Raw genomic sequence first — 25,650 nt, forward strand, 5'->3', positions numbered from 1 at the left:
GATGAGAAAACGAATAAAATCAATAGCAATAGATATGAATAAAAGATGTCATCCTTGACTTTTTCACTTCAGTATTAGGGCGTAATGAGGGCATAGCAGCATGGCTCATTAACGACCTAATACACAAGGCTAAGTGATATCACCTCAACTCACTGTGAAGCCCATCATCATGCCAGTATCTTCGTGCTCTAAGAGATGGCAATGCGCCATATAAGGATGCGCCTTGGTGGCAGGATGTTTAAATTCCACCAGCACCTCACTGACTTGGCCTTCAACTTTAACAATGTCTTTCCAACCTTGTCGATGAGGCTCCACAACCTTGCCATTCTCTTTTAGTATGCGAAAGCGCGTTCCATGAACATGGAATGGGTGAAGCATCATATCGCCACGACCGGAAATAACCCATATTTCTTGGCGATTCATAGGGGCATCAAAGGCGGCTTCCGTCATCGAAAATGCCCGACCATTAATTGTATTGGCATTATGGATATCAAGTTCACCAGAGCCAGTTCCGCAGTGGCCTCCGCCATTACGCATACCGCCCATATTACCATGCCCCATCATGCCCATACCGCCATTTTCACCATTCGACATCATATGGCCTTGCATCATGCCACCATGTCCGCCCATATGACCCATCGCTTGCTCACCATAGCGCTCACGTAACATCATCATCCCTTGCATATCCAAGCGCATATCCATCATTAAATGAAAACGACGACGCGTTAATCCAGCCAATGAAGGGAGGGCGGGCAACGTCGCGAGCTGTTCAGACAATTTCCCCGCACCAGTACCCATTGTGGTTTCAATATGTAACACAGGTAAGGGTTGATTAAATGGCGCGATTGTCATGCCCATTTGATTAACAGGCAGTGTCAGCAAGTCAAAAGAGCGGCCATCCCTCGCATCAATCAGCACTTCAAACCTTTCCCCCATCAGGATAGGTAATTCGGTCACAGCAATAGGCTCAGCGAGCAATCCGCCATCACTTGCTACAACATACATTTTACGTCCATCACTGGTTGAGATGTTCAAGCTACGTGCATTACAACCATTAAGTAGCCTTAAACGCAACCAGCCTTTTGGTGCCACATGTTTCGGAAATACCGCACCATTGGTTAACATCAAATCCCCAAACCAACCCACGGCCACACTCATCACATCCAATTGGTAGTCGATTTGCCCATCATCTTTAAGTCGCTTATCCTGTAAAATCACAGGGATATCATCAACGCCCCATTGGCTTGGTAACCCATGTTTGTCACTTTGTTCATCTTTAATAATCACAAGGCCCGCAAGCCCCATTGCGACTTGATAACCTGTTTTGCCATGAGTATGAGGATGGAACCAGCAGGTCGCCTCTGGTTGGTCGATGGTGAAATTGACTTGGCGGCTAGCGCCCGGTTTGATGATCGCTTGTGGCCCACCATCCTGCTCCCCTGAAATTTCAAGGCCATGCCAGTGAACGGTTGTATCTTCTGGTAATTGGTTAGCAATATGAATATTTACGCTCTGACCTTTTTTCAGGCTCAAAGCTGGGCCGAGTAAGTCTCCGTTATATCCCCACGTTGTCGTTTTTTTACCGGGAACAAATTGGGAAGCACCTTGTTTGATTGCTAATTGGATATTACCTTGGGCATCAGGCTCTAGCAGTGGAGGGATTGCCAGTGTTGGGTAATTTTCGGCTGCCACAGCGATACGGCTCCAAATCGGTAGTGCACTAGCCGCATAAGTGATAGCGCTCAACTTAATGAAATCGCGACGTAACATTGATAACCTTCCTTTTATTTATCAAATTAATAAACGAATTCAAACTATCTGGCTCCGTGGGTGATTACCGTTTAGGGCCAAAATATGGTTTAATGTCCAAAAATGATAAAGCTTCCCCTTACAGGAAGGTCAAGGAAACCATGTACTTATTAAGGGTATATTACACAGTTTTAAGAAAAATATACTTGACTAACAATTCTATTGTTATGTTAACGTTACTTGACATAAAAAACAGATAGAATACTGAATGCGCAAATTTACTGTAATTTTTTACATCATAACTCTGTTAGGAATAACCCATTCTGCCAGAGCATTGACCCCCAACGAAGCTGAAGATCTTGCTGATCTCACAGCGGTCTTTATCTACTTAAAATATGATTGTGGCTACACCCAAATCCCTGATAGAGAAATTGAACGAGCTATCGTTTACTTTGCTCGCAGCAATAAGTGGGATTTAGGGGATTACGATTCACACCAAATGACTGTTTTGAACAAAGAGAGCTACAATGACCTAAAAGGGATCCCGCTCCCGCAAGAATTTAAATGCCAATCTCTTGCGCGTGATTCATTAGGCTTATTTGCTTATGTAAAATAAACATCTCCCCTTATCGAGGGGAGTCAACGCTCACTGATCAGCCAACATCGCTATTACGCTTTTTTTTCGCCCGCTTTTCTTGCCAGAACATAGCAATGGAAGGAATACTTTGAATAATCACCATCCTAATGATGTGATTTGACATAACAAATCCAGCATCCAGCTTCATTGTGATTGCAGCAAACGTCATCGCTTCCATGCTTCCCGGTGCCCAAGCCAGCAACAATACCGAAATCGGATAGCCAGTCACCCATGCAGCAAACAGTGTGATCAATAAAGTTAGGAAAATATTAATAATGACCACTTGAGCCGATGAATAGATATTTTTGATCAATGACGACAGTGGAAAAACAATAAAGTGGTTACCAATATTCATCCCGATCAAAACCATACTGAGTTCAGTGATCATCAGCGGAAAATGGATTTGCACATCTAGCCAGCCTTGGATCAGCGTCGCAGCACCTAATGATGTCAGCATAAATGGAGCAGGAACATGCATCCGCTGCAATACCAAGCCTAATCCTAACCCCGTTAATACAATGAGCGTTAACCAGAAGGTTGCTTCTAACGTCAAAGATGGCAGTACAATTAACGGCTGGGGATCCCCATTGCTACCTACCACGATCCCAGCTAACAAAATTAAAATGATGAGGCGGATCGTATGAGAAATGACAATTTTTTGTGGCGGGGTATGGGTATGATCTGTTAATGCTAATATGGCCGCCATGGCTCCCGGAACAGAGCCCAGCATCGCTTCTTGTTTTGTCCACCCGACTTTGCGATGAAACCAAAAGTAACTGAATGAAAATTGGACGGCTAAACAGACGACCAACATCAAAAGGAGTAGAAATAGATTTTCCACTTGCCCCAATGAGACTTGATTAAACATCAGCCCCACAGACGTTCCTAATGATATCTGGACAAATGTGAGCGTATATTTTGGAATGGCAAATTGAATTTTGAAGCGATTAAACACAATGACAGCAATGATTGGACCAAACATTAATGCGAGAGGTACGCCAAGATAAGTGAGGGTGCCACCAATTAAGGCACAAATAGCAATGCCTAAGCCCATCTTCAATAATCTTATCATCGCAAAATCCTATCACTGCGAGAGCAGTTAGCGTGCCTATATTATCTGTAATAGTCTTAATAGTATCCTCTTAATACTTTAAATTCATTAAATTATTAGATAGTAAATAACCGTATAAATCATCATTACCTTGAGAGATAAGCAAAATTATGACAATACGTATCACAACATCCCCGTCTGAATCTGAAGTTGCTCGTATTCATCAATCATTAATTAACTATAATTTGCAATTTTTCAGTGAAGATATTCATTCCCCATTAGCCGTATTTTATGAACAAGAAGGGGAAATATTAGGCGGAATAACAGGCTCAACACTCGGAAATTGGCTACGAATTAACTACTTTTGGCTCGAAGAGTCACTGAGAAAGCAAGGCATTGGATCACAATTAATACAAGCCATGGAGAACAAAGCGAAAGAGTTGGGGGCCAAATATGCACAAGTCGATACATTCAGTTTCCAAGCAAAACCTTTTTATGAAAAACAAGGTTATCAGGTGATCTCAACACTGATTGAGTACCCGATTAAGCATGAAAGGTATTATTTTATGAAAGCGTTATAAATCTATATATCAGGAACGATAGGTACTCCCCCTACCGTTCTTTTAGTGCGATATATCAGCACCCTTGGGCATTTTTATCCGCAGTGGCTTGGTTAATAATTGCTTTTGCCATCCACTGTGCGATTTCAATGACCTCAGCATCATCTTGTTTCCAAATATCTTTGAGTACTAAAAAGATTTCAGAACCATAAATGACTGAAAATGCTTTGATCACCTTATCAATAATTTCTTGAGGGTACTCATCTTTCATTGGAGCGGTCACCATCGTTAAAATGTCTTTACGGTTCCCCCTTTCAAGACGCTTTTCTTTAGGGTCTTGCGCCAGTGATCGCCCCTGTGCCCATTGTTGCAATGAAACTTGCAATGCCGCCCTCAATGCGCCTTCATGCTCAAACATCCGAGGTAAGGCAAATGATAATAACTCATCAATACGCTCTTCAGTTTTTTGGCTACGTGGTTGCCATGTTAAAATTGGCCCCAAGCTCGCATTAACGGTGGCAGCGATCAGATCACTTTGCGTCGGAAAGTAGCGATACGCGGTAGCCCTTGACACTCCCGCTTCAGCGGCAAGCTCAGAGACTGACGGCATGCTCCCTTTTTCAAAAAGCGCTAATGCTGTATTAACGAGTAAAATGTAAGTCCGTTTTCTTGTGCCTTTATATTCATGATTAGAATGTGTTAATGACATCGTCTCCCTCCCCTTAAAAACATTTCGCTACGATAAAATAGTGAATGGTTACTCATCATGACACTTTGCCATAATGACAGCTACCGATTCTTAAAGCACCTTGTATTTTTATCGTTCGCCTTAAAAAAAATTAAAACACAAAAAATTCAAATATGCCTTATTTATCAAGCCATAAAAGAAACCAATATCTAAAAATTATTGAACAACCCCAAAATGAGACTACAGTCTCATTTTACATTCAGCCAAAATGATACTATAGTCTCATTCAGATGAGAAATTAAACATCTTCCTAACCTGTAAGGATTTTCCTATGAAACAACATCAGGGATACATCTACATAGCAACAACATTAGATACTAAAAGCGATGAATTGTTCTATGTCTGCGATTTGATCAAAGAGACGGGTTTATCTGTACGCACTGTAGATTTGACTACGCAACCAACACAATTAAAAAGAGATGCAGATGTTAGTGCACAGACGGTTGCCAGTTTCCACCCAGCAGGTGTTGAAGCCGTTTTTTGTGGTGACAGAGGAAGAGCGATTGAGGCAATGTCATTGGCTTTTAGCCTTTACCTCAATGCACAAACCGATGTAGCGGCTATTTTAGGCTTAGGTGGCTCCGGCGGTACCGCGTTAATTACCCCCGCGATGCAGGCACTTCCCGTTGGTATTCCAAAGCTCATGGTTTCCACCATGGCATCAGGAGATACTTCTGGATATGTCGGTGCAAGTGATATTTCGATGATGTACTCCGTCACCGATGTCTCGGGCCTAAATGTGATTTCTCGTAAAGTGCTAAAAAATGCCGCTAACCAAATTGCTGGTTCAATCTATTTTAACCGTGAAGATAAAGTAGACGATGTATCAAAACCAGCCATTGCATTAACGATGTTTGGGGTAACCACCCCCTGTGTTCAACAGCTCACTGAGCAACTTGAATCACAGTATGACTGCTTGGTTTTTCACGCAACAGGCAGTGGCGGTAAAGCGATGGAAAAATTAATCGATAGCCATTTACTGCACTCTGTATTGGATATCACCACCACAGAAGTGTGTGACCACCTCTTTGGCGGCGTCTTAGCTTGTGACGACGATCGATTTGGTGCGATAGCACGAACACAGACCCCTTGTGTTCTGTCTTGTGGGGCATTGGATATGGTTAATTTTGGACGCCCATCAACGGTGCCCGACCATTATCGCCATCGATTATTTTACAACCATAACGCGCAAGTAACATTGATGCGCACAACGAAAGAAGAAAACCAGCAGATGGGCCGCTGGATAGCAAACAAACTGAACCGCTGCGAAGGTGAAGTGCGTTTTATTATCCCAACGGCAGGCTTCTCAGCATTGGATATTGAAGGCGCTCAATTTTGGGATCCAGAAGCCGATCAAGCCTTCATTGATGCATTAACTGAAAATCTTATAACAACAGAAAAACGCAAACTTATTTTGAGTCCATATCACATCAACTCACTGGAGTTTTGTGAACAAGTGATTCAATTACACCAGGACATTTTGAACAACAAATAGAGGTTCATCAATGAAACATAATCGCGAAAGCTTGCTGAAAAAATTCAAAGAGATGATCGCGCGAGGCGAGCCAATTATTGGCGGTGGTGCCGGTACAGGCCTTTCTGCGAAATGTGAAGAAGCAGGCGGCATTGACTTAATTGTCATTTATAACTCTGGCCGCTACCGGATGGCGGGTCGTGGTTCACTCGCGGGCCTACTTGCTTATGGTAATGCTAATGAAATCGTTATGGATATGGCTAAAGAGGTTTTACCAGTTGTAAAACATACGCCTGTACTTGCCGGTGTTAATGGCACAGATCCATTCTGCCAATTTGATCATTTTCTTGATGAAATAAAAGCCAAAGGTTTTGCGGGTGTGCAAAACTTCCCGACCGTAGGTTTAATCGATGGTAACTTCAGAGCTAACCTCGAAGAGACCGGGATGGGCTATGGTTTAGAAGTGGATATGATCCGCCTAGCCCATGAGAAAGGCTTATTAACTACCCCTTATGTTTTCAGCCGTGAAGATGCTATTGCAATGACCGAAGCGGGTGCAGATATTATCGTGCCTCATATGGGGTTAACCACGGGGGGCAATATTGGTGCAGAGACAGCATTAACACTTAAAGATTGTGTGCCATTAATCAATGACTGGGCTAAAGCCGCAAAATCAGTACGCGATGATGTTATCGTTCTGTGCCATGGTGGCCCAATTGCGACCCCAGAAGATGCGGAATATATTTTAGCGAACTGCCCAGACTGCCACGGTTTCTATGGTGCAAGCTCCATGGAGCGCCTACCAACGGAGGTCGCTCTCACTGCAACAACCGAAAAATTTAAATCAATTAAACGTTAGTACTTTAATACTCAATGAAAGTTGTCCATGGTAATCATAAACCGCTAATAATAATGCAACTTTAATATCACGAGTATCTATGGCTTTGCCAACACCAGGGCACCTACTTCACCGTAGGTGCTTTTCTTTTTACAGCCTGCCAGAATTGATTCTCTTACTTATCCGTTTGTCTTTGTTGCGTTCAAGGAAAAACAAAGCGTTCGCTGCGCCATCATAAAAATAGCCCGATCACCTAAAATAAAACTCAGATTATCACTCTGCGCGACATGGCGATATTGCGGGGGAAATAAGCGGTAAACCAACGTTAATGGTTTATCTAAAAAGACTAAATAGGTCAAACGGAATTGGCATGAGTGTAGCAAAAACAATCATGCCATCCAGTGATTACACTAACTTAGCAATCAAGCTATCGAGATCACCTTGCAAGAAATGCACTGGTGGGATTTCAATCACGGTATATGCTCCGGCAGATTGTTTCATCGTCGCTCTTGCCGCAGAAACCATAAATTGCGATGTCAGTGCAGGGTTGTTAATTCGCATTGAGTACTCAAATAATTGATTATGCGTTGCTCCAGAAACCCCTTTATGCGTCATATGGACACCATGGCCAACATCTTTCAGCGCGTCCACACTATCAACTTGGCGAATATGGGTCTCATCGGATGAGAAATAGCTATCGGCTTTAATCGCGTTAGCAACGTCTGCAAAGTTTGCGCCCGCATCAAGCTCAATATAGACCATACGGCGGTGAACGCCAGTACCCAACGGAATCGTTACCGATAGTGCGTCTTTAACGCCATCAATAGCTTTAGCTGCAACACTGTGCCCCATACTCATTCCTGGGCCAAAGTTAGTGTAGGTGACCCCTTTTGGCGCCATTGCCAACATGAGTGTACGCATAATTGAATCAGAGCCCGGATCCCAACCCGCGGAAACAACGGCAACGCTTTTATGCTCTTTCGCAACGTTATCTAACCGTTTTTTTAGTGCCACAATATCGGAGTGAACATCGAAACTATCGACGGTATTGATCCCCTGACTTAAAACTTTCTCAGCTAAATCACCAATCGCCCGTGTGGGTGAGCATAAAAGCGCCACATCAACTTTGCCTAATTTTTCAATATCATCGACAACGGTGTACCCCGCTAATTCTGCTGGGATATTCTGTACATTACGGCGTACCACACCGACAAGTTCAAAATCATCCGCTGCCAATACCGCTTCGAGTGCATAACGGCCAATATTTCCGTATCCCACTATTGCGGCTTTAATTTTTGTCATTGTGACTCCTTTACTGTTCTGATGTTGTCTTTTTATATTGATATCATAACTATCAATCAGGAATAAATTAGCAGAATCATCATTATTAAACAAAAGATTAACTTTTCCTTAAATAAGCACCTATAGACTCTATTAACTCAACATAAATACGGGTAAAATCTGCCTGCTTTTCCTTTATCCATATGAATTTTATTTTAATTATTTTGAAGGTTCTCAATGCATCAATCCGATGTCACTGAGAGATCACTCTTTTCTCTCAGTTGGCCAATATTTATTGATATTTTTCTTCATTTGGCCACATTACTTATCAATACCTATATGGTGAGCCATGTTTCAACCGCCTACCTTGCGGCAATGGGCGTGGGGAATCAGGTATTTGATCTTTTTATTACCATATTTAACTTTATTAGTGTGGGATGTAGCGTTGTCATCGCCCAATATTTAGGGGCTGGACGCCGTGAAAAGGCCAGCCAAGCTATTCATATTTCTATTGCTTTTAACTTTCTACTCGGTTTTTCCAGTGCTCTTATCGCGCTGTTTTTTGGATATAAAATCCTCAGTATCATGAATACGCCATCCCATCTTATGGAAGATGGTTATGCTTACTTGCATATTCTTGGTATTTGTCTAATCCCCGAAGCCATCTCCATCATTCTTGCTGCTTGCTTGCGTGTGTACGGCAAAGCTCAGCCCGCTATGTGGGTAACGCTCATTGCTAACGTGATCACTGTTGTTGGTAATATGATTGTGCTATATGGCTTTTTTGGTCTGCCGCAATATGGCCTTGAAGGGGTAGCATGGTCGACGGTAGTGGGCCGTATTGTCGCCGTTATCTTGCTGTTCTGTCTGTTATTCTATGGATTAAGGATCAAGTTTACGCCACAGCTGCTGGTTCGCTGGTCACGTACAATGCTAGGTAAAATACTGCATATAGGCTTGCCATCTGCGGGTGAAAATTTAGTGTGGATCCTCCATTTTATGACCGCATCTGCGTTTATCGGTTTAATGGGAGAAACCTCTCTTGCCGCGCAAACACTCTATTTCCAACTCTCACTCTTTATCATGCTGTTTGGTATCTCTATCAGTATTGGTAATGAAATTATGGTGGGACACCTTGTTGGCGCTAAGCGTTTTGAAGAGGCTTACCGTCGTGGAATAAAAAGCTTAAAAATGGGCTTTTATGTCACGATTGGCGTGGTATTTTTCTTTTGGTTATTCCGTTCCCCTATCCTTAACAATTTAACGGATGACCAAAATATTATTCATGTGTTATTACCGCTGTTTCTACTCTCTGTTTTTTTAGAGCCGGGGCGTACTATCAATATCGTCATGGTTAACGCTCTTAGGGCTTCAGGAGATGCTCGCTTCCCACTTTGCACCGCCATTATTTTTATGTGGGGAGTCGCCATTCCACTCGGTTATTTCTTAGGAATAAAAATGGAAATGGGCTTATTAGGCATTTGGATTGGCTTTTTTGCCGATGAATGGTTACGTGGTTTAACTAACGCATGGCGTTGGCGTTCTCGTCGATGGCAAAGTAAGAGACTTGATCTCGAAAGTGAGTCTTAAAACCAATATTATCCTGCCTATCGCTTAGGCAGGATTTTTTGTGATTAAGCTCAAACTTGAAATTTATTTTTTACTATTCGCATCTTTATAGAAAAAATTTCTCTCAAACAATTTTATCTTCTCTAACATAGTGAAAATTTTCTCCCAATAATTCTTTAAAATATCCTTATTAAACAGGTGTTCTTTAGGGGGAATTCATTATGCAAGTTCAAGCTCAGCCACTTCTTTGGCAGTATTTTATCCATGCAGTAAAACAAGAAGTCAAACCTGCTTTAGGTTGTACTGAGCCAATCTCTTTAGCCTTAGCAGCAGCAAAAGCCGCTGCTTGCGTTGGTGGTACGGTCACTCGTGTCACCGCATTCGTTTCCCCTAACTTAATGAAAAATGGCATGGGAGTGACCGTACCGGGAACGGGCATGGTGGGTCTCCCAATTGCAGCGGCATTAGGTGCTGTTGGAGGGGATGCCGACGCTGGGCTAGAGGTATTAAAGTCAGCCTCAACGAGTGCCATTGAACGCAGTAAAAATATGTTGGCGCAGGGCCTTATTACTGTCGATATTAAGCATCCCTGTGATGATGTGATCTATTCAGAGGCAACGGTATTTACAGATAAAGGCTCAGCAACTGTCGTTATCGCGGGTACTCATACGCATGTCGTAAAAATGATCCATAACGACACTGTTATTTTTGATAGCACCCAACAAATGCAACAAAATGAATCCCCTGTGGATTGTGCTGCCGACGTGACACTTCCCCCTGTCACGGCCAAAGCTGTTTATCAATTTGCAACACAAGCGCCATTTGAAGATATCCGCTTTATTTTAGAAGCCGCACATTTAAATGATGCCCTGTCTCAGGAAGGGCTACGCCATGTTTATGGTCTGCATATTGGTAAAACGTTGCAATCTCAGCGAGATAGAGGCTTGCTGTCGAAAGATCTCATGTCAGAAATTATGATCAGAACATCGGCAGCTTCAGATGCACGTATGGGTGGAGCCGTATTACCCGCGATGAGTAATTCCGGCTCAGGTAACCAAGGTATAGCGGCGACAATGCCTGTTGTTGTCACTGCTGACTACTTACAATCAACAGAAGAGCAGTTAGCTCGCGCCTTAATGTTGTCACACTTAATGGCAATCTATATCCATAATCAACTGCCCGCCTTATCTGCGCTGTGTGCTGCAACAACAGCCGCAATGGGAGCTGCGGCGGGGATCGCTTGGTTGCTAGAATCACGTTATGAGGTTGTCGCAATGGCAATTAGCAGTATGATTGGCGATGTCAGTGGTATGATATGCGATGGTGCATCAAACAGTTGTGCGATGAAGGTTTCAACCAGCGCTAGCGCCGCCTATAAAGCCGTGTTAATGGCTCTCGACAACAGTTGTGTAAGAGGCTCTGATGGCATCGTGTCCGACGATGTAGACCAATCCATAGCTAACTTATGCGCTTTAGCTACCGGCTCTATGAGGCACACCGATGTTCAAATTATTGAAATAATGGCTGCAAAAGCGCGCTAACATAATCAAAATTCAAGAAAAACAGGCCACTAATTATTCGTGGCCTGTTTTTTTTATGGCATCTAAAAATATTAAAAAAACAGATAAAAACAGTAGAAAATAACTAAGATAATTCTTACAATAATACTTAAATATGGGTTTGTAGATAATTTAGCTCAATAGAGGTCGAGCATAGTGCTGTTGCTCAATAAAATGTAGATGTTAACCAAATAATCGGTAATTTTTATTTAAACTTGGCATGTATGCAGTGAAGCGTTATTTAATATATTACAATCATTATTATTTCTTATTTATATGGCAAAAAACCAGAAACCTATAACTTATTGATAGTAATAATTTTTGATTTATTCATATTCATATTTTTTTATACTTTATTAATACTTTCTAACAATTCCCCGTTAAACATTTCTTTTTGTAACATGTTTATATAACAACTATTAATTGTTAATAATCTTAGTTGTTTATCTCGAATTGACACATAAAAACCAGGGTTATAAGCATATAATACTCAGTTATTGGTGCTCAAAAAGTATCAATAACCATTTATCGCATTGATTTTATTAGATTTATATTAATAGAACCATTACTCCATTTATGGGTTTTACTCGTATAATAAATAAATTCAGACTATCGGATATTTGATCTAAAAAAAATAAGATTTATATTTGTTTTAGAAATAAGAATAAGCTCACATAAAAACATAACTTAAATAAGCAATACGTTTTAGCATATTGCTTGTTGGCTATAATTTATTAACTTTATCTACACAGAGGTTTTTAATGGAAAGTGAAGAATTGAGTATCGATAGTTTTTTTTCATCTATTTCATTAGCTATTGGTCGAACGTTGAAACGACTTAGGCAAAATCAAGGTTTAACTGGTGCCGATTTTGGTCGTTTAGTCAATCTTAGCCAACAGCAAATATCACGCTATGAGTGTGGCATTAATCATATTAATGTCAGCATGCTATTACTATTATTAGAAAAACTCGATATTACCGTTGGGGAATTTAATACTTTACTTATCGAAGAAATTAATTTAACCCCGATCAAAAATCACGTTGATTTAGATAGGATATTAAATGTTTGCAAAAATAATGGTGAGAAAACTGATCATTATGTAACTTCAAAATCTTCATTATTATTTGGCTAAATTGCATTTAATAAACTTTCAATCTCCTTTTTTCTCAGTCCCTTGCAGTCAAGGTGCCGCTGTTAGGATAGACACGTATGTTAGCCCTGTTTGGCACCCTAGTGTATTTGCTAGTAAAAGTGGGTTAAAAAATCTTGTTATTATTGGTTATATCAGTGGAGTAAGTCTTGTTTATTTCAACAGAACCAAGGCCGAACTAATAAAATGGCCAATAAAAACAACGATACTAAATTTAGTATCATTGATGGTGAACGTTATATCGCGATAGTATCACTAAAAGTATAATAGCAAATTAACTTATCACGCTGGTTTTTCGTTTTTCTATCAACACAAGCCAATGGACCATTTAATTACTGATTCTTTATACTAATTCATAATAGAATAAAAATGAGTAAGGTCGATAACTTATAACCATTATTTTCGATTAGAGCACACTTTTACCCTTCCAAACCTAAAATTCCCCTTAAAATAAAGAATAAGTTTCATTTTGAAATTATTAAAATTTAGTTTTGATATTTTTGTACCGTTCCTATGAGACAAGAAATTTAACCCATTTAATTTTGGTTAAGTTAATATCGGAACCAATGAAAAGCTATGATGTTAAGTTAAGATTCGTATGTTTATTATCGCCCCCTTCCCTTAGCAGTCAGGAAAGGGGTTATCGATATGTTTATAGCTCTTCATTATTCGTCTGGAGTTGTGCGAATTTTTGGCGTATTTCATTTTCTGGTAAATTAATCCCAATAAACACCAAAACACTGTGACGCGGCTCATTCTCTGCCCAATCGCTATCCCAATCAGCACTATATAAGCGTTGAACCCCTTGGAATAGTAGCCTTTTCGGCTCGTTTTTGATTGATAAAATCCCTTTATAACGCAATAAATTATCCGCAAATCCTAGCAGTAGAGACTCCATAACATCAGAGACCGCCATTAACTCAACAGGGTAATCAAATTCAACAACGATAGAATTCACTTCATTGTGCTGTTTAGGGGTAAAGCGGAAAGTGGGTTGATTCACTTTCAGTTGTGAATCGAGTAAAAAACCTTGAATATTAAACAGTAAATCGAGGTCAATCTCACCATGGGTCACGGGATAGATGGGTGCCCGTGCATTGATGCGCTGTAAGCGTTCAATTAAGCTTTCATGCTCAGGCTGAACATCCGTTTTCGTTAATAAGATCCGATCAGCATAACCAATTTGTGCCTGCGCTATCGCAAAATCATCAAGTTGCTTATTTGCATGAACCGCATCCACCAATGTAATAATGCCATCCAATAAATAACGTTCACAAAGCACTTCATGAGAAAAAAAAGTTTGAGTGATAGGACCGGGATCTGCCATTCCTGTGCACTCAATCACTAAGCGATCAAAGTCGAGTTTCCCACTATCTAACCCATCAAGTAAATCGAGCAAAGCATTTTCCAACTCATTAGAGCGGCTACAACAAATACAACCATTACTCAATGTCGTTATTTGTGTCGCACGATCACCAATTAAGGCATTATCAATTGGCACTTCACCAAATTCATTTTCGATGACTGCGATTTTATGCCCATGATCTGCTTGAAGAATATGGCGTAGTAAGGTGGTTTTGCCCGCACCGAGAAAACCGGTCAAAATCGTGACAGAGATTGGTTTCATTGTATTCCTCATGACGTCATTAATTAACAGCAGCGAAATCCACCTTTACCGCTTCCACCATAGCGCGCATCTTGGCGCTCACGAAAAAACTCTTTATAAGTCATAATCGGCTTGTCTGGATGATTATCTTTCATGTGCTGTACATAGGTATCATAGTCAGGAATGCCTATCAACATACGTGCAGCCTGCCCTAAGTACTTACCTGTTTTGCCTAAATTTCCAAACATATGCTCTCCAATACAGATGCCCTACATCATGTTTACTCACAATGCAGGGCACCATTTTATACACTAAAGATTAGTGTGAAGATGAGGTTTTCACGCCCTCTTTAGGCACCGGTACATAAGGTGTTTCAGCATCGGTACGCTCTGGGTTTTTATACGCCTTCATCGCTGTTCTGATACCATAGAAAATAATACCGTAGACAACAACTAGGAATAGGATACTTAACCCTGCGTTTGTGTAGTTATTGATAATAATGTGATTCATGTCAGTGATTTGCTGAGCCGTTAAGTCAGCACCACCCGCCGCAATTTTCTCTTTATAAGACTTAGCTAAATAGAGGAAACCTTCGAGTTGAGGGTTATCACTAAACAGTTTCAAACCTAATGCCCAAGTTGTACAAATCAATAACCAAACCGCTGGTAACACAGTGACATAGATATATTTACTGCGTTTCATCTTAATTAAGACTACGGTGCTGAGCACCAAGGCAACTGCCGCCAGCATCTGGTTCGAAATACCAAACAGAGGCCATAGGCTCTTCACGCCGCCCAGTGGGTCAACCACGCCTTGGTACAATAAATATCCCCATAAACCAACGCATCCGGCTGTACCAATAATCCCAGCCAACAGTGAATCGGTTTTTTTCAGCACAGGTACAAAGTTACCCAATAAGTCTTGTAACATAAAACGACCTGAGCGCGTTCCTGCATCCAATGCAGTTAAGATAAACAGTGCTTCGAATAGGATACCAAAGTGATACCAGAAGCCCATATCAGCAGCAGGTATGATTTCATGGAATACATACGCGATACCTACCGCTAACGTCGGTGCTCCCCCTGCACGGTTCAATACGGAAGGCTCTCCGATATCTTTTGCCGTTTGCATAATTTGCTCAGGTGAAATCACAAAGCCCCATGAACTGACGGTTGCCGCAGCATGTGCCGTAACATCTTTCAGTTGTGCTAGGATTGCCGCACCGTCAGCACCACCAAGCTCATGCAGATTCGGCATAGTGATACCTAAAGCGGCTGGTGGAGTATTCATCGCAAAATAGAGGCCAGGTTCAATAATTGAAGCTGCAACTAGCGCCATGATCGCGACAAACGATTCCATTAACATCGCACCATAGCCGATATAGCGAGCATCTTTTTCGTTAGCCAACAACTTAGGCGTTGTCCCTGACGAAATTAAGGCATGGAAACCCGATACGGCACCACAAGCAATCGTAATAAATAAGAATGGGAACAGCGTGCCTTTCCAAACTGGGCCACTGCCATCAACGAACTGAGTGACCGCTGGCATTTTTAGCTCAGGATTTAAAATCACAATCCCAATCGCTAAACCGACAATCACACCGATTTTTAAGAAGGTAGCGAGATAGTCGCGAGGCGCCAGAATCAGCCAAACAGGTAATAATGCAGAGATAAACGCATAACCAACTAAAACATAAGTAATTGTAGTGTCTTTAAAGGTCAGTGCAGGACCCCAATATGGGTCATGAGCGATAACACCACCGAACCAAATCGACAAGATCAGTAACACAATACCAATGACCGAAACTTCCCCCACTCGTCCGGGTCGGATATAGCGCATATAGATTCCCATAAACAGCGCAATCGGTACTGTTGAACATACCGTAAACACGCCCCATGGACTTTCTGCTAGTGCCTTAACCACGATCAACGCTAATACTGCAAGGATAATGATCATGATGAGGAAACAGCCGAAAAGCGCAATGGTTCCCGGAATAGGGCCAAGCTCTTCTTTAACGATTTCCCCTAATGATGCACCATTACGGCGAGAAGAGATAAATAGCACCATAAAGTCCTGTACTGCACCAGCCAGTACCACCCCAGCCAATAACCATAAGGTGCCTGGTAAGTAACCGACTTGTGCTGCTAAGACAGGCCCTACAAGTGGCCCTGCACCTGCGATTGCAGCAAAGTGGTGACCGAATAGAACGTTTCTATTTGTAGGAACATAGTTCAAGCCATCATTATTAATGACCGCGGGCGTCGCTCGCGTTTCATCGAGCTTCATCACTTTTTTCGCGATATACAAACTGTAATAACGATAAGCAATGAGATAAACCGCCACAGAAGCCACAACAATCCACAGCGCACTGATGTGTTCTCCGCGTCTAAGTGCAACCACACCTAGACAAATCGCACCGATAATCCCAAGGATCATCCAAGGAATGTGCTTTAAAATACCATTTTTGTTCATAAAACACCCTTCTGAGGTAAAACGAACTTCTCTTATGTTTTATTGACTTATCAATAACAAATCGATTCAAAGAACCGTTCTTTATCATTACTAAGTCTCTTTTTGGCAGTCGTTATCACCGTGCAATAAGAAAAAATTTGAGCTCTGCCATGGTCTCTATGGTAGAAAATATCTATTGGCGAATGTCTAAAGTCAGTGCGAGCGGTTGCATACAAAATTAAGCGGTCAGTTTTTCACTGCGAATGGTTTTATCGAAATGGCAAAGACGAAAAAAGTGTGATTAACTTAACAATAACAGTTGATTATCAATAAGTTAATCATATTAATGGAAATGGTATAAATGAAATGGTTTGTTAAATAAAACTCGAATAGTCGTAAAATCTCACGATGCAGGATGAGCGGTTATCCTATTTCCTTGCAGATCAATCCATACCCAATGGCCACCAACCCACCAGCTATGCTCACCATCCGTTTCCCGTTGGCAACCTATTCCTACATGGGCTTTCCCATTCTCAAAAGGGTAGGCGCAATCATAGTTTGCTTCAATCACGACCTTGCCTGTTTTTGCCTCAGCAAAACCAATTTTGTCACCTTGGCGGATACGATAAAGCCCATTTTTAGGCTCATCAGGCCAATTATCAAAATAATAAGGTCGATAGGCTTCATTGCCCTGTTGGTCGACCACAACTATTCCTTGATTAGGGAGATTTTTTAAACAAAAGCGATATGCAGAGTCGGCTTCAAAGCAATTTAATGTTTTTTCTGGTGCTTCTATCAATTGTGCAAATTGCTCATGTAGTGAATCAGCAAATAACATGCTCGGTAATACGCATAACAGCCCAATCAAACCTTGCTTCATCTTCGACTTCCTCACCCCAATCAGTTGTATTAATGCAATATAGCGGATGCCACTAATATTCAAACTAAGAATACAGCGAAAATCAGCAAATACTCTAATAAAAAACAATCAGTTAATTAGCTCATTTACTTATTAATAATAAGAAAACCCCAAAAAACCTTAATAAATTAGATTTTTTATCCTTTAAAAACAACAAAATACTAAAACACCGAGAAAAAAACACACAACTTTCATTTTGATACTCTTCACATAAACAACACATTATTCACACCTTAATAAGATAAAGAGTTATTGTTAATAACATGAAAATAAATTGTTATAGCAACGCTACTTTGATCAGGGGAATAACTGTATGAATAATGAAAACTATGATTACATCATTGTAGGAGCAGGTTCGGCTGGCTGCGTGCTTGCCGCACGGCTTATTAAAGAAACCCAGTCACGCGTTCTTTTGATTGAAGCCGGAGGAAGTGATAATCATCTGTATATTCGTATGCCAGCTGGGGTAGCTAAAATTATTGCCCAAAAAAGCTGGCCCTACGAAACGGAACCTGAACCACATGCAAATAATCGCAAGATGCAGATAGCACAAGGTAAAGTTCTCGGAGGCAGCAGTTCTGTGAATGGCATGATTTATATTCGAGGCCAAAAACAGGATTACGATAATTGGGCGCAAATCTATGGCTGTGATGGCTGGAGCTACCAAGATGTCCTACCTTGGTTTAAGAAAGCCGAACAAAATGAAAGTTTATCTGATAGCTATCATGGTACCGCAGGGCTGCTTCCTGTCAGTGAAAACCGTTATCGGCACCCTCTTTCTATGGCTTTTATCCGAGCCGCACAAGAGCAAGGGCTTCCTTATGTTAATGACCTTAATGGTGAAAGCCAACAAGGAGTCAGTTTTTATCAAACAACAACGAAAAATGGCGAAAGAGCAAGCACTTCAAAAACTTATCTTAAGAGTGTCGCACAAAGCGATAAACTTACAGTAAAGCTTAATAAACAAGTTAACCGTATTATTATCCGTGATGGTGTCGCTGTTGGGGTAAGCTATCAGGATAAAAATGGTGGTGAAGTCGATGTTTTCGCCCAAAAAGAGGTGATCATTTGTGCCGGCGCGATGGGCTCCGCGAAATTACTCATGCTCTCAGGTATCGGTCCTAAAGATCACCTCTCATCATTAGGGATTGAAACGGTCGCTGACCTTCCTGTCGGTAAAAACTTCCATGATCATCTTCATATGTCCATTAATGTCACAACCAAAGATCCTATTAGCCTCTTTGGCGCTGACAAAGGTATCCATGCTATAAAACATGGCTTTCAGTGGTTAGCTTTTCGTAGTGGATTATTAGCATCAAACGTACTTGAAGGTGCTGCATTTATTGATAGCTGTGGTCAAGGTCGCCCCGACGTACAAATTCACTTTTTACCCATACTTGATAGCTGGGATGATGTTCCCGGCGAGCCACTGCCCGCGACACATGGTTTCACATTAAAAGTGGGCTATTTACAACCTAAGTCGCGCGGTGAATTACTCTTGCGTAGCAAAGATCCACAAGCGCCACTAAAAATTCATGCCAACTATTTAGCCGCACCGGAAGATATGGAAGGCTGCAAACGTGCTGTCAAATTTGGGTTAAAAGTACTTGGGTCGGAGGCACTACAAGCGGTTAGTAAAGAGACATTAATGCCGCCAGCACAGGTTCAACATGATGAGGCAGCATTAGAGGAGTTTGTACGTAACTTTTGTAAAACCGTCTACCACCCTGTCGGCAGTTGTCGTATGGGAAAAGACACAGCAACTTCCGTGACCGATTTACGCTTACGTGTGCATGGCATTAAGCAACTTCGTGTCATTGATTGCTCTGTGATGCCAGAAATCCCAAGTGGTAACACCAACGCTCCAACAATCATGATTGCCGAGCGTGGCGCGGCAATGGTGATACAGGATAACCATTAACGCCAATGATCGCCCACTCACCCTAAGTGGGCGATAATAATGCCATTACCCATTCACGGTTATGGTTGCCGCTGCCTTCTTCGCCTTATTTAACGCATGATCGATAGAATCCGCAATCGCCAAGGCAACACCTAAGCGGCGAGTTCCGGCAATTTCAGGTTTACCAAATAAGCGTAATTGAATATCCGAATCTAACGCTTGCCCTAACCCCGAAAAAACAACATCACGACTAGACAATTCAGGAAGGATCACCGCCGATGCACTTGGCCCATATTGACGGATTGCCCCGATAGGTAGCCCCAAGAAAGCACGCACATGAAGGGCAAATTCAGATAAGTTTTGTGAAATTAAGGTCACCATACCTGTATCATGAGGCCGAGGCGAAACTTCATTAAAAATGATCTCATCACCACATACAAATAGTTCCACACCAAATAAGCCATACCCACCTAATGCAGTCACAATTTTGGCAGCGGCCGCTTGTGCATTTTCCAATGCCTTTTCACTCATTTGTTGTGGTTGCCATGATTCTCGATAATCCCCTTTTTCTTGGCGGTGCCCAATAGGCGCACAAAAATGAATACCATCAACGGCATTAATGGTGAGCATCGTGATTTCAAAATCAAAATGGATCATTTTTTCAACGATCACACGCCCCTGACCAGTACGTCCACCTTCTTGCGAATAGTGCCATGCTGCTTTGAGATCCTGTTCGCCGCGCATAACACTTTGGCCTTTACCCGAAGAGCTCATTACTGGTTTGACTATACAAGGGAAGCCAATCTCTTTAGCTGCGGTCACAAAATCCGCTTCAGTCTCAACAAAACGATAATCTGAGGTCGGTAAGCCTAATTCTTCTGCCGCAAGCCGGCGGATCCCTTCACGATTCATGGTTAAATAAACTGCATTAGCAGAAGGCACCACTTTTTGCCCTTGTTGCTCCAATTCCACTAAGGTCTTGGTCGCAATCGCTTCAATTTCCGGCACGATAAAATCAGGTTTTTCTTTCTCAACAAGTTGGCGAATTGCCTCTCCATCTAGCATGTTAACGGTATAACTACGGTGAGCAACATGCATGGCGGGCGCATGGTCATAACGATCAACCGCAATAACTTCAATGCCCAAACGCTGGCACTCAATCGCCACTTCTTTCCCGAGCTCTCCTGAACCGAGCAGCATCACTTTTGTTGCAGAAGGACAAAGCGCTGTACCTAATTTATTCATGATGGATAACCTTGTATAAAAAAGCTGATTTCATGGACAAGATTATATACGCAATCGTTTGCTTAAACCATAAGAGATCGTATTTCACTTCATTTATCGCAATATTCGCTTAGCATTACTAACGCTTATCACGACCTGTTACATAAGGGACACGTTTGTGATATTCGTTGTAGCGCTTATGCAGCAAGGCAATAATACAGCACAGTAATCCTAACCAAATCAATGAGAAACTAACCCCTTTCACCCAATCAAATAGTTCATTAAATAAGAATACAGCTAATAAGAATTGGATCGTTGGTTCAATATATTGGGCAAGCCCTATTACGGTTAATGTTGTGCGTTTTATCGCCGCAGTGAAAAACAGTAATGGAATAATTGTCACCGGAGCCGCAAGCATATACAGCAGCTTGATTTGCCAATCCCCCGCCTCGACAGCACTCGTGCCATTAGCGGATAGCCACCATGTGATCCCAATGGCGACAGGCAATAGCCACATCGCCTCAACAAAAAGCGAAGTGATAACATCAAAACGAATAAATTTGCGGATCAAACCATAGACGGCAAAAGCACTTCCCATCACAAGGGCAAGTAGAGGCAATTCACCATACTGCCAGATTTGGAAACAGACACCGGAAAAAATCAGCAATACCGCCATTTTCTCGGCTAAAACTAGCCGTTCATGTAAAAATACGACCCCAAGTAAAATAGAAAACAGTGGATTAATAAAATAACCTAGGCTGGCAGCAAGTACTTGCCCATGGGTTAATGCATAAGTGAATGCCCCCCATGATATCGCCATAATAGATGAACTAAACAAACATAAAATAATTGAGCGTTTATCTGCCCATACTTGTTGCCAAAGCGTTTTATTTTTAATCAGTAAGCGAATGGCTAATAAAAAGGGGATCGACCAAATTACACGTTGGGCAAGTAGCTCTAAAGGTTCAGCGCCGGGCAACAAACGGTAAAAAAGCGGTGTGATCCCCCATAAAATATAAGAAAAGATAGCCAATGCTACCCCTGATCTCAGTAACATAATTAACCCAAAATTGATGTTTTCTTAAATAAAATTTCACTATAAATATCATACACTTTTATTTATCAATTTGAATTAATTAACATCACTATTCACATCCGTAAAGCCCTTCTCAAAGTTCGCGAATATGTAATGGTGGTTGCTGGTGAATAAATGCCGTTAGCTCTTGCTGGGATGGCGCTGCACTGATTGCCCCTTTACGTGTTGTCGCTAATGCACCACAAGCTGTTGCTTGTGTAATGACTTTCATTAAATCGTCATCATTATCACTCACTCCAAATTGGGCGATGGCCGCAAGCAATCCAGCCATAAAAGCATCACCAGCCCCCGTCGTATCAACACTTTCGACACGATATGCGCTAATGCCGATTTGATGAGTAGGGGTTAATACCAAGCAGCCCTTCGCTCCCTGAGTGACAACTTTCAAACGGGCAGGATAATTCTTGAGTTTCTCTATTGCCCTATCCAATGTCACCTCCTCGACAAGCCACAATAACTCATCTTCCGAGAGTTTCAGTATGTCTGCCTGATAAGCAAATTCATCGACCTTGGTATGCATTTCAATAGGATCCGACCACATTTGAGGTCGAATATTAATATCAAAACTGAGTAATCCCCCCACTTGCTGAATTTTATCAATTGCTTCATTTAATGATGCGCGGCAAACTGGATGAACAAGCGCTAACGAACAAAAATGCAGTATATCTTTTTCAAAACGCGGTAAATTTTTGTTACTGAGAAATTGATCTGCCGAAGGTGAAACTAAAAAGGAAAACTCACGTTCACCGTTTTCATGTAAAGACACTAACACCGTACTCGTGCGATACCGCTCATCAAATTCCATCGCGCTAGTATCAACACCGATATCAAATAACGTCTTTTGCATAAAATGACCAAAAGCATCTTCGCCTACGCGCCCAATAAAACCACTTGGTATCCCTAATTTTGCAACACCAGCAGCGACATTCACAGGAGCCCCACCAGCACAGGCTTCATATTGCATACTGTGCAGAGGAATTAAATCAACGACCGCATCACCTAAAGACCAAACTTTCATATTCACCCCATTCGAAGATTGAATGACTCGACATACAATTATTACATTAACACAAATTAGTACTGGAAAACCCAGATTGTTAACGTTAACATTTAAAGCTTAGAGTATAAATAAAAGACAATATTAACGCACGTGTTATATCGCCTCATCCTATTTATGGATCAATGTGCATTACCTAATCTTTTTAACAATAAGCACTGATAAACAATCGGTACACGTAAAGGAGCTATGATGAAACAACGTATTGAACAAGCATCGATAGCGCTTGAAACAGCGAGACAATCTCTAAACAAGCAATTTTATCCTGAATATCATCTTGCCTCTTATGCGGGTTGGTTAAATGATCCAAATGGGCTTGTTTATCATAATGGTCTATACCATGCTTTTTACCAACATCATCCCTACAGTTCAGATTGGGGTCCAATGCATTGGGGGCATGCTACGAGTCAAGATATGCTCCACTGGTCACATCAACCTATTGCCCTCGCACCGGGTAATGACTATGATCGCGACGGTTGTTTTTCAGGCTCTGCGGTCAGTCATCATGGAAAACTATACTTATTTTACACCGGTCATATTTGGTTATCCGATGAAGGGGATGACAGCGAGATCTATCAAGCGCAGTGCCTTGCAGTGAGTGAAGATGGCATACATTTTGAGAAAAAAGGTGTCCTTATTCCTCCACCTGAAGGTTATATGCACTTCCGTGACCCAAAAGTTTGGTATCAAGATTCCCGTTGGTGGATGGTCGTTGGTGCAAGAGACCATTTAAATCAGGGGCAAATTCTCCTCTTTAGCACAGAGGATCTACTTAATTGGCCTAGTGAATACCAAGTTTTGGCTAAAACAGAAGATAAAAATGTTTATATGTGGGAATGCCCTGATTTTTTCCCTTTAGGCGAACAGTTTGTCACATTATTTTCCCCTCAAGGCAAAAAACCATCGGGTCATCAGTATCGAAACCGTTTCCAAAATGGCTATCTTGTGGGTCATTGGTCACCGCAACAGCCTTATGAAATAACTCACCATTTTACCGAAATCGATTTTGGTCATGACTTTTATGCGCCGCAAACTTTCTTATCTAAAGATGGACGGCGTATAGCGATTGCTTGGATGGATATGTGGGAAAGCCATATGCCATCAAAACCTCACGGTTGGTCAGGCTGCTTTACCATCCCAAGAGAGCTAACCTTGAACAACCAAGGTAAAATACAGGTAAACCCAATTAAAGAACTGGCATCGTTACGGCAAGAAGCTATTGAGATCACACCTTGTGTGTTAGAAAAAAATAGTGTGATTAAAATGTATGATGATGCCAAAGCCTGTGAAATTGAATTAATTTGGGATTTACAGAATAGCCCGGCTGAAAAATTCGGTTTTTGGATTGGCAATGGTGCTCAATTCTTCATTGATGGGCAGACACAAACCTTAATGCTCACCCGCCACTATCCAGAATATGTTATTAGTGATTACCGCTGTGCGCCGTTACCACAAACCCAGTATCTCAAAATACGTGCTTTTATTGATAAATCTAGCATTGAAGTTTTTATCAATGAGGGGGAAATGTGTTTTACCAGCCGAATTTATCCGCAAGAAGGGGAGCGAGCTTTAACTTTATTTGCCATAAACCAGAAAGCCAAATTAATAAAGGCGACATTATGGCCACTGCATAAAGCGGTCGAATAACCACTTTTTAAGGATCGCGAATAAACCGTGATCCTTTCATTAAATTGATGAGCGCTCCAGAAGGTCACAAGAAACATACTGTGTACCTTCAATTTTTCGTTGTTCAATAATATGTAATGCTGCCTCCTGCCCTAACTGATAGTGAGGCAGCACAACCGTACTCAATGGTGGATAAAACAGCTCCCCAACCGCAATCATATTGTCATACCCCAATACGGCAACATCTTTAGGTATACGCAGCCCTTTGCTCAGCAAAACCTGATACGCTAAAAAAGCGATACGATCATTACCACATACCACAACATCAAAATCAGGTTTACCACTTTCACAATGCCTATTAATAAGGTCGATCACATCCAGATAATGTTCATCGCCAGGCGCTAAGTGATATTGTTTTAATGCCTCTTGTGGTAATCCAGCCGACTTCCATGAAGATTCAACCGCTTCTCTACGGGTCTGTCCCGCTAATGTTTCTTTTGGAATATACAAACACAAAGGGCGTCGATAACCTTTTTCAATCAGTTTGCACATTGCATGATACTGCCCGTGGTAATCATCAGGGATATAGGCAGGAAAATTCTGCTGTGGGTCAATACAGTTTGCCAATACAAGAGGATAAGTATGTAGCCCTTCTGGTATAGATACTTCTCTTAGCCCCATTGTTGTATAAATGATACCATCCGGCCGCTGCGACAATAATTGTCGTACAGCACGCTCATTATCATCATTTGATGTGATATTGACCACAAAACTACTCCAACCAAACTGCCTTGCGGTCTGTTCTATTGAAAGAATAATTTCAACTGAGTAAGGTGTTGTAGCCGTATCAAGCGCAAGTACACCAACCGTGGATATTTTCGACCCCTTCCCACGAATTTTTCGAGCGGAAAAATCAGGAACATAGTTAAGTGTTTGAATGGCTTGCTGCACCTGTTTTAGGGTATCAGGTTTCAGAAGCTCAGGGTTATTGATGGCTCTTGAGACTGTCATCAATGAAACATTAGCAAGTCGAGCCACATCTTTTAAAGAAGCCATTACGTGTTTTCACTCAGCCATATAATAACGAATGAAAATTCTAACATGATAAGGATAAAAATCACCTACAGGAGTGATTAAATATATTTGTGATTATT

The 25,650-nt window shown here is 41.5% G+C and carries 21 protein-coding genes; 9 read left to right on the forward strand and 12 right to left on the reverse strand.

The window, feature by feature from the left end; genetic code table 11:
• Positions 1-144: 144 nt before the first annotated feature.
• Entirely contained in the window at positions 145-1,770 is a 1,626-nt protein-coding gene (gene cueO, locus PR699_RS06380) for a multicopper oxidase CueO (RefSeq protein ID WP_014656585.1), read from the reverse strand.
• A 247-nt stretch (positions 1,771-2,017) separates the two neighbouring features.
• Between cueO and PR699_RS06385 the strand changes: the two genes are divergently transcribed.
• Positions 2,018-2,365: a YacC family pilotin-like protein gene (locus PR699_RS06385; RefSeq protein WP_004922605.1), complete on the forward strand. Its 348-nt coding sequence runs from the start codon at positions 2,018-2,020 to the stop codon at positions 2,363-2,365.
• Positions 2,366-2,402: 37 nt separating this feature from the next.
• Here the strand turns inward: PR699_RS06385 and PR699_RS06390 are convergent, their stop codons facing one another.
• Positions 2,403-3,458: an AbrB family transcriptional regulator gene (locus tag PR699_RS06390; RefSeq protein WP_014656586.1), complete on the reverse strand. Its 1,056-nt coding sequence runs from the start codon at positions 3,456-3,458 to the stop codon at positions 2,403-2,405.
• 149 nt (positions 3,459-3,607) lie between these two features.
• Here PR699_RS06390 and PR699_RS06395 point away from each other — a divergent pair, with 149 nt between their 5' ends.
• The gene (locus tag PR699_RS06395) at positions 3,608-4,018 is read left to right on the forward strand and encodes a GNAT family N-acetyltransferase (protein ID WP_004922612.1); all 411 of its coding nucleotides are present in this window, start codon (positions 3,608-3,610) and stop codon (positions 4,016-4,018) included.
• A gap of 55 nt (positions 4,019-4,073) precedes the next feature.
• Here PR699_RS06395 and PR699_RS06400 read toward each other — a convergent pair whose 3' ends face one another.
• Complete coding sequence (locus PR699_RS06400) at positions 4,074-4,706, reverse strand: TetR/AcrR family transcriptional regulator (protein ID WP_014656587.1); 633 nt, start codon at positions 4,704-4,706, stop codon at positions 4,074-4,076.
• A gap of 310 nt (positions 4,707-5,016) precedes the next feature.
• On the opposite strand from PR699_RS06400, the gene PR699_RS06405 reads away from it, so the two are divergent.
• Entirely contained in the window at positions 5,017-6,240 is a 1,224-nt protein-coding gene (locus tag PR699_RS06405) for a Tm-1-like ATP-binding domain-containing protein (RefSeq protein WP_014656588.1), read from the forward strand.
• A gap of 10 nt (positions 6,241-6,250) precedes the next feature.
• A complete protein-coding gene (locus PR699_RS06410) occupies positions 6,251-7,078 on the forward strand; it encodes a phosphoenolpyruvate hydrolase family protein (protein WP_004922623.1) in 828 nt (275 codons plus the stop codon).
• Positions 7,079-7,462: 384 nt separating this feature from the next.
• On the opposite strand, the gene PR699_RS06415 is transcribed toward PR699_RS06410, so the two are convergent.
• Complete coding sequence (locus PR699_RS06415) at positions 7,463-8,359, reverse strand: diaminopimelate dehydrogenase (protein WP_014656589.1); 897 nt, start codon at positions 8,357-8,359, stop codon at positions 7,463-7,465.
• Between the two features lie 216 nt (positions 8,360-8,575).
• On the opposite strand from PR699_RS06415, the gene PR699_RS06420 reads away from it, so the two are divergent.
• The 3 genes from PR699_RS06420 (at position 8,576) to PR699_RS06430 (ending at position 12,599) form a co-directional block, all read left to right on the forward strand.
• Entirely contained in the window at positions 8,576-9,928 is a 1,353-nt protein-coding gene (locus PR699_RS06420; protein ID WP_004922637.1) for an MATE family efflux transporter, read from the forward strand.
• Positions 9,929-10,128: 200 nt separating this feature from the next.
• Positions 10,129-11,448, forward strand: a complete 1,320-nt coding sequence (locus PR699_RS06425) for a serine dehydratase subunit alpha family protein (RefSeq protein WP_014656590.1) — start codon at positions 10,129-10,131, stop codon at positions 11,446-11,448.
• Between the two features lie 779 nt (positions 11,449-12,227).
• On the forward strand, positions 12,228-12,599 hold the full coding sequence (locus PR699_RS06430) for a helix-turn-helix domain-containing protein (protein ID WP_004922647.1): 372 nt from the start codon (positions 12,228-12,230) through the stop codon (positions 12,597-12,599).
• Between the two features lie 670 nt (positions 12,600-13,269).
• On the opposite strand, the gene yjiA is transcribed toward PR699_RS06430, so the two are convergent.
• The 4 genes from yjiA to PR699_RS06450 form a co-directional block, all read right to left on the reverse strand.
• The gene (gene yjiA / locus PR699_RS06435) at positions 13,270-14,244 is read right to left on the reverse strand and encodes a GTPase (protein ID WP_014656591.1); all 975 of its coding nucleotides are present in this window, start codon (positions 14,242-14,244) and stop codon (positions 13,270-13,272) included.
• A gap of 23 nt (positions 14,245-14,267) precedes the next feature.
• Positions 14,268-14,471, reverse strand: coding sequence for a YbdD/YjiX family protein (locus PR699_RS06440; protein WP_004922653.1), 204 nt, complete (start codon positions 14,469-14,471; stop codon positions 14,268-14,270).
• 70 nt (positions 14,472-14,541) lie between these two features.
• Positions 14,542-16,695 (reverse strand): carbon starvation CstA family protein, encoded by a 2,154-nt coding sequence (locus PR699_RS06445; RefSeq protein WP_004922657.1) that lies wholly within the window; start codon positions 16,693-16,695, stop codon positions 14,542-14,544.
• Positions 16,696-17,077: 382 nt separating this feature from the next.
• Entirely contained in the window at positions 17,078-17,554 is a 477-nt protein-coding gene (locus tag PR699_RS06450) for a WG repeat-containing protein (protein ID WP_014656592.1), read from the reverse strand.
• 352 nt (positions 17,555-17,906) lie between these two features.
• On the opposite strand from PR699_RS06450, the gene PR699_RS06455 reads away from it, so the two are divergent.
• Entirely contained in the window at positions 17,907-19,514 is a 1,608-nt protein-coding gene (locus PR699_RS06455; protein ID WP_004922664.1) for a GMC family oxidoreductase, read from the forward strand.
• A gap of 45 nt (positions 19,515-19,559) precedes the next feature.
• Here PR699_RS06455 and purT read toward each other — a convergent pair whose 3' ends face one another.
• From purT to PR699_RS06470, 3 genes are all read right to left on the reverse strand, one after another.
• Positions 19,560-20,738: a formate-dependent phosphoribosylglycinamide formyltransferase gene (purT, locus tag PR699_RS06460; protein WP_004922667.1), complete on the reverse strand. Its 1,179-nt coding sequence runs from the start codon at positions 20,736-20,738 to the stop codon at positions 19,560-19,562.
• Positions 20,739-20,856: 118 nt separating this feature from the next.
• Entirely contained in the window at positions 20,857-21,774 is a 918-nt protein-coding gene (gene rarD, locus PR699_RS06465) for an EamA family transporter RarD (protein ID WP_004922670.1), read from the reverse strand.
• A gap of 112 nt (positions 21,775-21,886) precedes the next feature.
• The gene (locus tag PR699_RS06470; RefSeq protein WP_014656593.1) at positions 21,887-22,831 is read right to left on the reverse strand and encodes an aminoimidazole riboside kinase; all 945 of its coding nucleotides are present in this window, start codon (positions 22,829-22,831) and stop codon (positions 21,887-21,889) included.
• A gap of 231 nt (positions 22,832-23,062) precedes the next feature.
• Here PR699_RS06470 and PR699_RS06475 point away from each other — a divergent pair, with 231 nt between their 5' ends.
• Positions 23,063-24,517 carry a glycoside hydrolase family 32 protein gene (locus tag PR699_RS06475; RefSeq protein WP_040132356.1) on the forward strand — a complete coding sequence of 485 codons (1,455 nt, stop codon included), beginning with the start codon at positions 23,063-23,065 and terminating at the stop codon, positions 24,515-24,517.
• Between the two features lie 39 nt (positions 24,518-24,556).
• Here PR699_RS06475 and PR699_RS06480 read toward each other — a convergent pair whose 3' ends face one another.
• A complete protein-coding gene (locus tag PR699_RS06480) occupies positions 24,557-25,552 on the reverse strand; it encodes a LacI family DNA-binding transcriptional regulator (RefSeq protein ID WP_004922679.1) in 996 nt (331 codons plus the stop codon).
• Positions 25,553-25,650 lie beyond the last annotated feature (98 nt).

The organism is Providencia sp. PROV268, from assembly GCF_028477805.1.
Taxonomy (GTDB): domain Bacteria; phylum Pseudomonadota; class Gammaproteobacteria; order Enterobacterales; family Enterobacteriaceae; genus Providencia; species Providencia stuartii.

What these genes read in the sequence shown, in the direction of transcription:
- cueO (WP_014656585.1), bottom strand. Translation starts at nt 1,770, where the DNA reads ATGTTACGTCGCGATTTCATTAAGTTGAGCGCTATCACTTATGCGGCT.
- PR699_RS06385 (WP_004922605.1), top strand. Translation starts at nt 2,018, where the DNA reads ATGCGCAAATTTACTGTAATTTTTTACATCATAACTCTGTTAGGAATA.
- PR699_RS06390 (WP_014656586.1), bottom strand. Translation starts at nt 3,458, where the DNA reads ATGATAAGATTATTGAAGATGGGCTTAGGCATTGCTATTTGTGCCTTA.
- PR699_RS06395 (WP_004922612.1), top strand. Translation starts at nt 3,608, where the DNA reads ATGACAATACGTATCACAACATCCCCGTCTGAATCTGAAGTTGCTCGT.
- PR699_RS06400 (WP_014656587.1), bottom strand. Translation starts at nt 4,706, where the DNA reads ATGTCATTAACACATTCTAATCATGAATATAAAGGCACAAGAAAACGG.
- PR699_RS06405 (WP_014656588.1), top strand. Translation starts at nt 5,017, where the DNA reads ATGAAACAACATCAGGGATACATCTACATAGCAACAACATTAGATACT.
- PR699_RS06410 (WP_004922623.1), top strand. Translation starts at nt 6,251, where the DNA reads ATGAAACATAATCGCGAAAGCTTGCTGAAAAAATTCAAAGAGATGATC.
- PR699_RS06415 (WP_014656589.1), bottom strand. Translation starts at nt 8,359, where the DNA reads ATGACAAAAATTAAAGCCGCAATAGTGGGATACGGAAATATTGGCCGT.
- PR699_RS06420 (WP_004922637.1), top strand. Translation starts at nt 8,576, where the DNA reads ATGCATCAATCCGATGTCACTGAGAGATCACTCTTTTCTCTCAGTTGG.
- PR699_RS06425 (WP_014656590.1), top strand. Translation starts at nt 10,129, where the DNA reads ATGCAAGTTCAAGCTCAGCCACTTCTTTGGCAGTATTTTATCCATGCA.
- PR699_RS06430 (WP_004922647.1), top strand. Translation starts at nt 12,228, where the DNA reads ATGGAAAGTGAAGAATTGAGTATCGATAGTTTTTTTTCATCTATTTCA.
- yjiA (WP_014656591.1), bottom strand. Translation starts at nt 14,244, where the DNA reads ATGAAACCAATCTCTGTCACGATTTTGACCGGTTTTCTCGGTGCGGGC.
- PR699_RS06440 (WP_004922653.1), bottom strand. Translation starts at nt 14,471, where the DNA reads ATGTTTGGAAATTTAGGCAAAACAGGTAAGTACTTAGGGCAGGCTGCA.
- PR699_RS06445 (WP_004922657.1), bottom strand. Translation starts at nt 16,695, where the DNA reads ATGAACAAAAATGGTATTTTAAAGCACATTCCTTGGATGATCCTTGGG.
- PR699_RS06450 (WP_014656592.1), bottom strand. Translation starts at nt 17,554, where the DNA reads ATGAAGCAAGGTTTGATTGGGCTGTTATGCGTATTACCGAGCATGTTA.
- PR699_RS06455 (WP_004922664.1), top strand. Translation starts at nt 17,907, where the DNA reads ATGAATAATGAAAACTATGATTACATCATTGTAGGAGCAGGTTCGGCT.
- purT (WP_004922667.1), bottom strand. Translation starts at nt 20,738, where the DNA reads ATGAATAAATTAGGTACAGCGCTTTGTCCTTCTGCAACAAAAGTGATG.
- rarD (WP_004922670.1), bottom strand. Translation starts at nt 21,774, where the DNA reads ATGTTACTGAGATCAGGGGTAGCATTGGCTATCTTTTCTTATATTTTA.
- PR699_RS06470 (WP_014656593.1), bottom strand. Translation starts at nt 22,831, where the DNA reads ATGAAAGTTTGGTCTTTAGGTGATGCGGTCGTTGATTTAATTCCTCTG.
- PR699_RS06475 (WP_040132356.1), top strand. Translation starts at nt 23,063, where the DNA reads ATGAAACAACGTATTGAACAAGCATCGATAGCGCTTGAAACAGCGAGA.
- PR699_RS06480 (WP_004922679.1), bottom strand. Translation starts at nt 25,552, where the DNA reads ATGGCTTCTTTAAAAGATGTGGCTCGACTTGCTAATGTTTCATTGATG.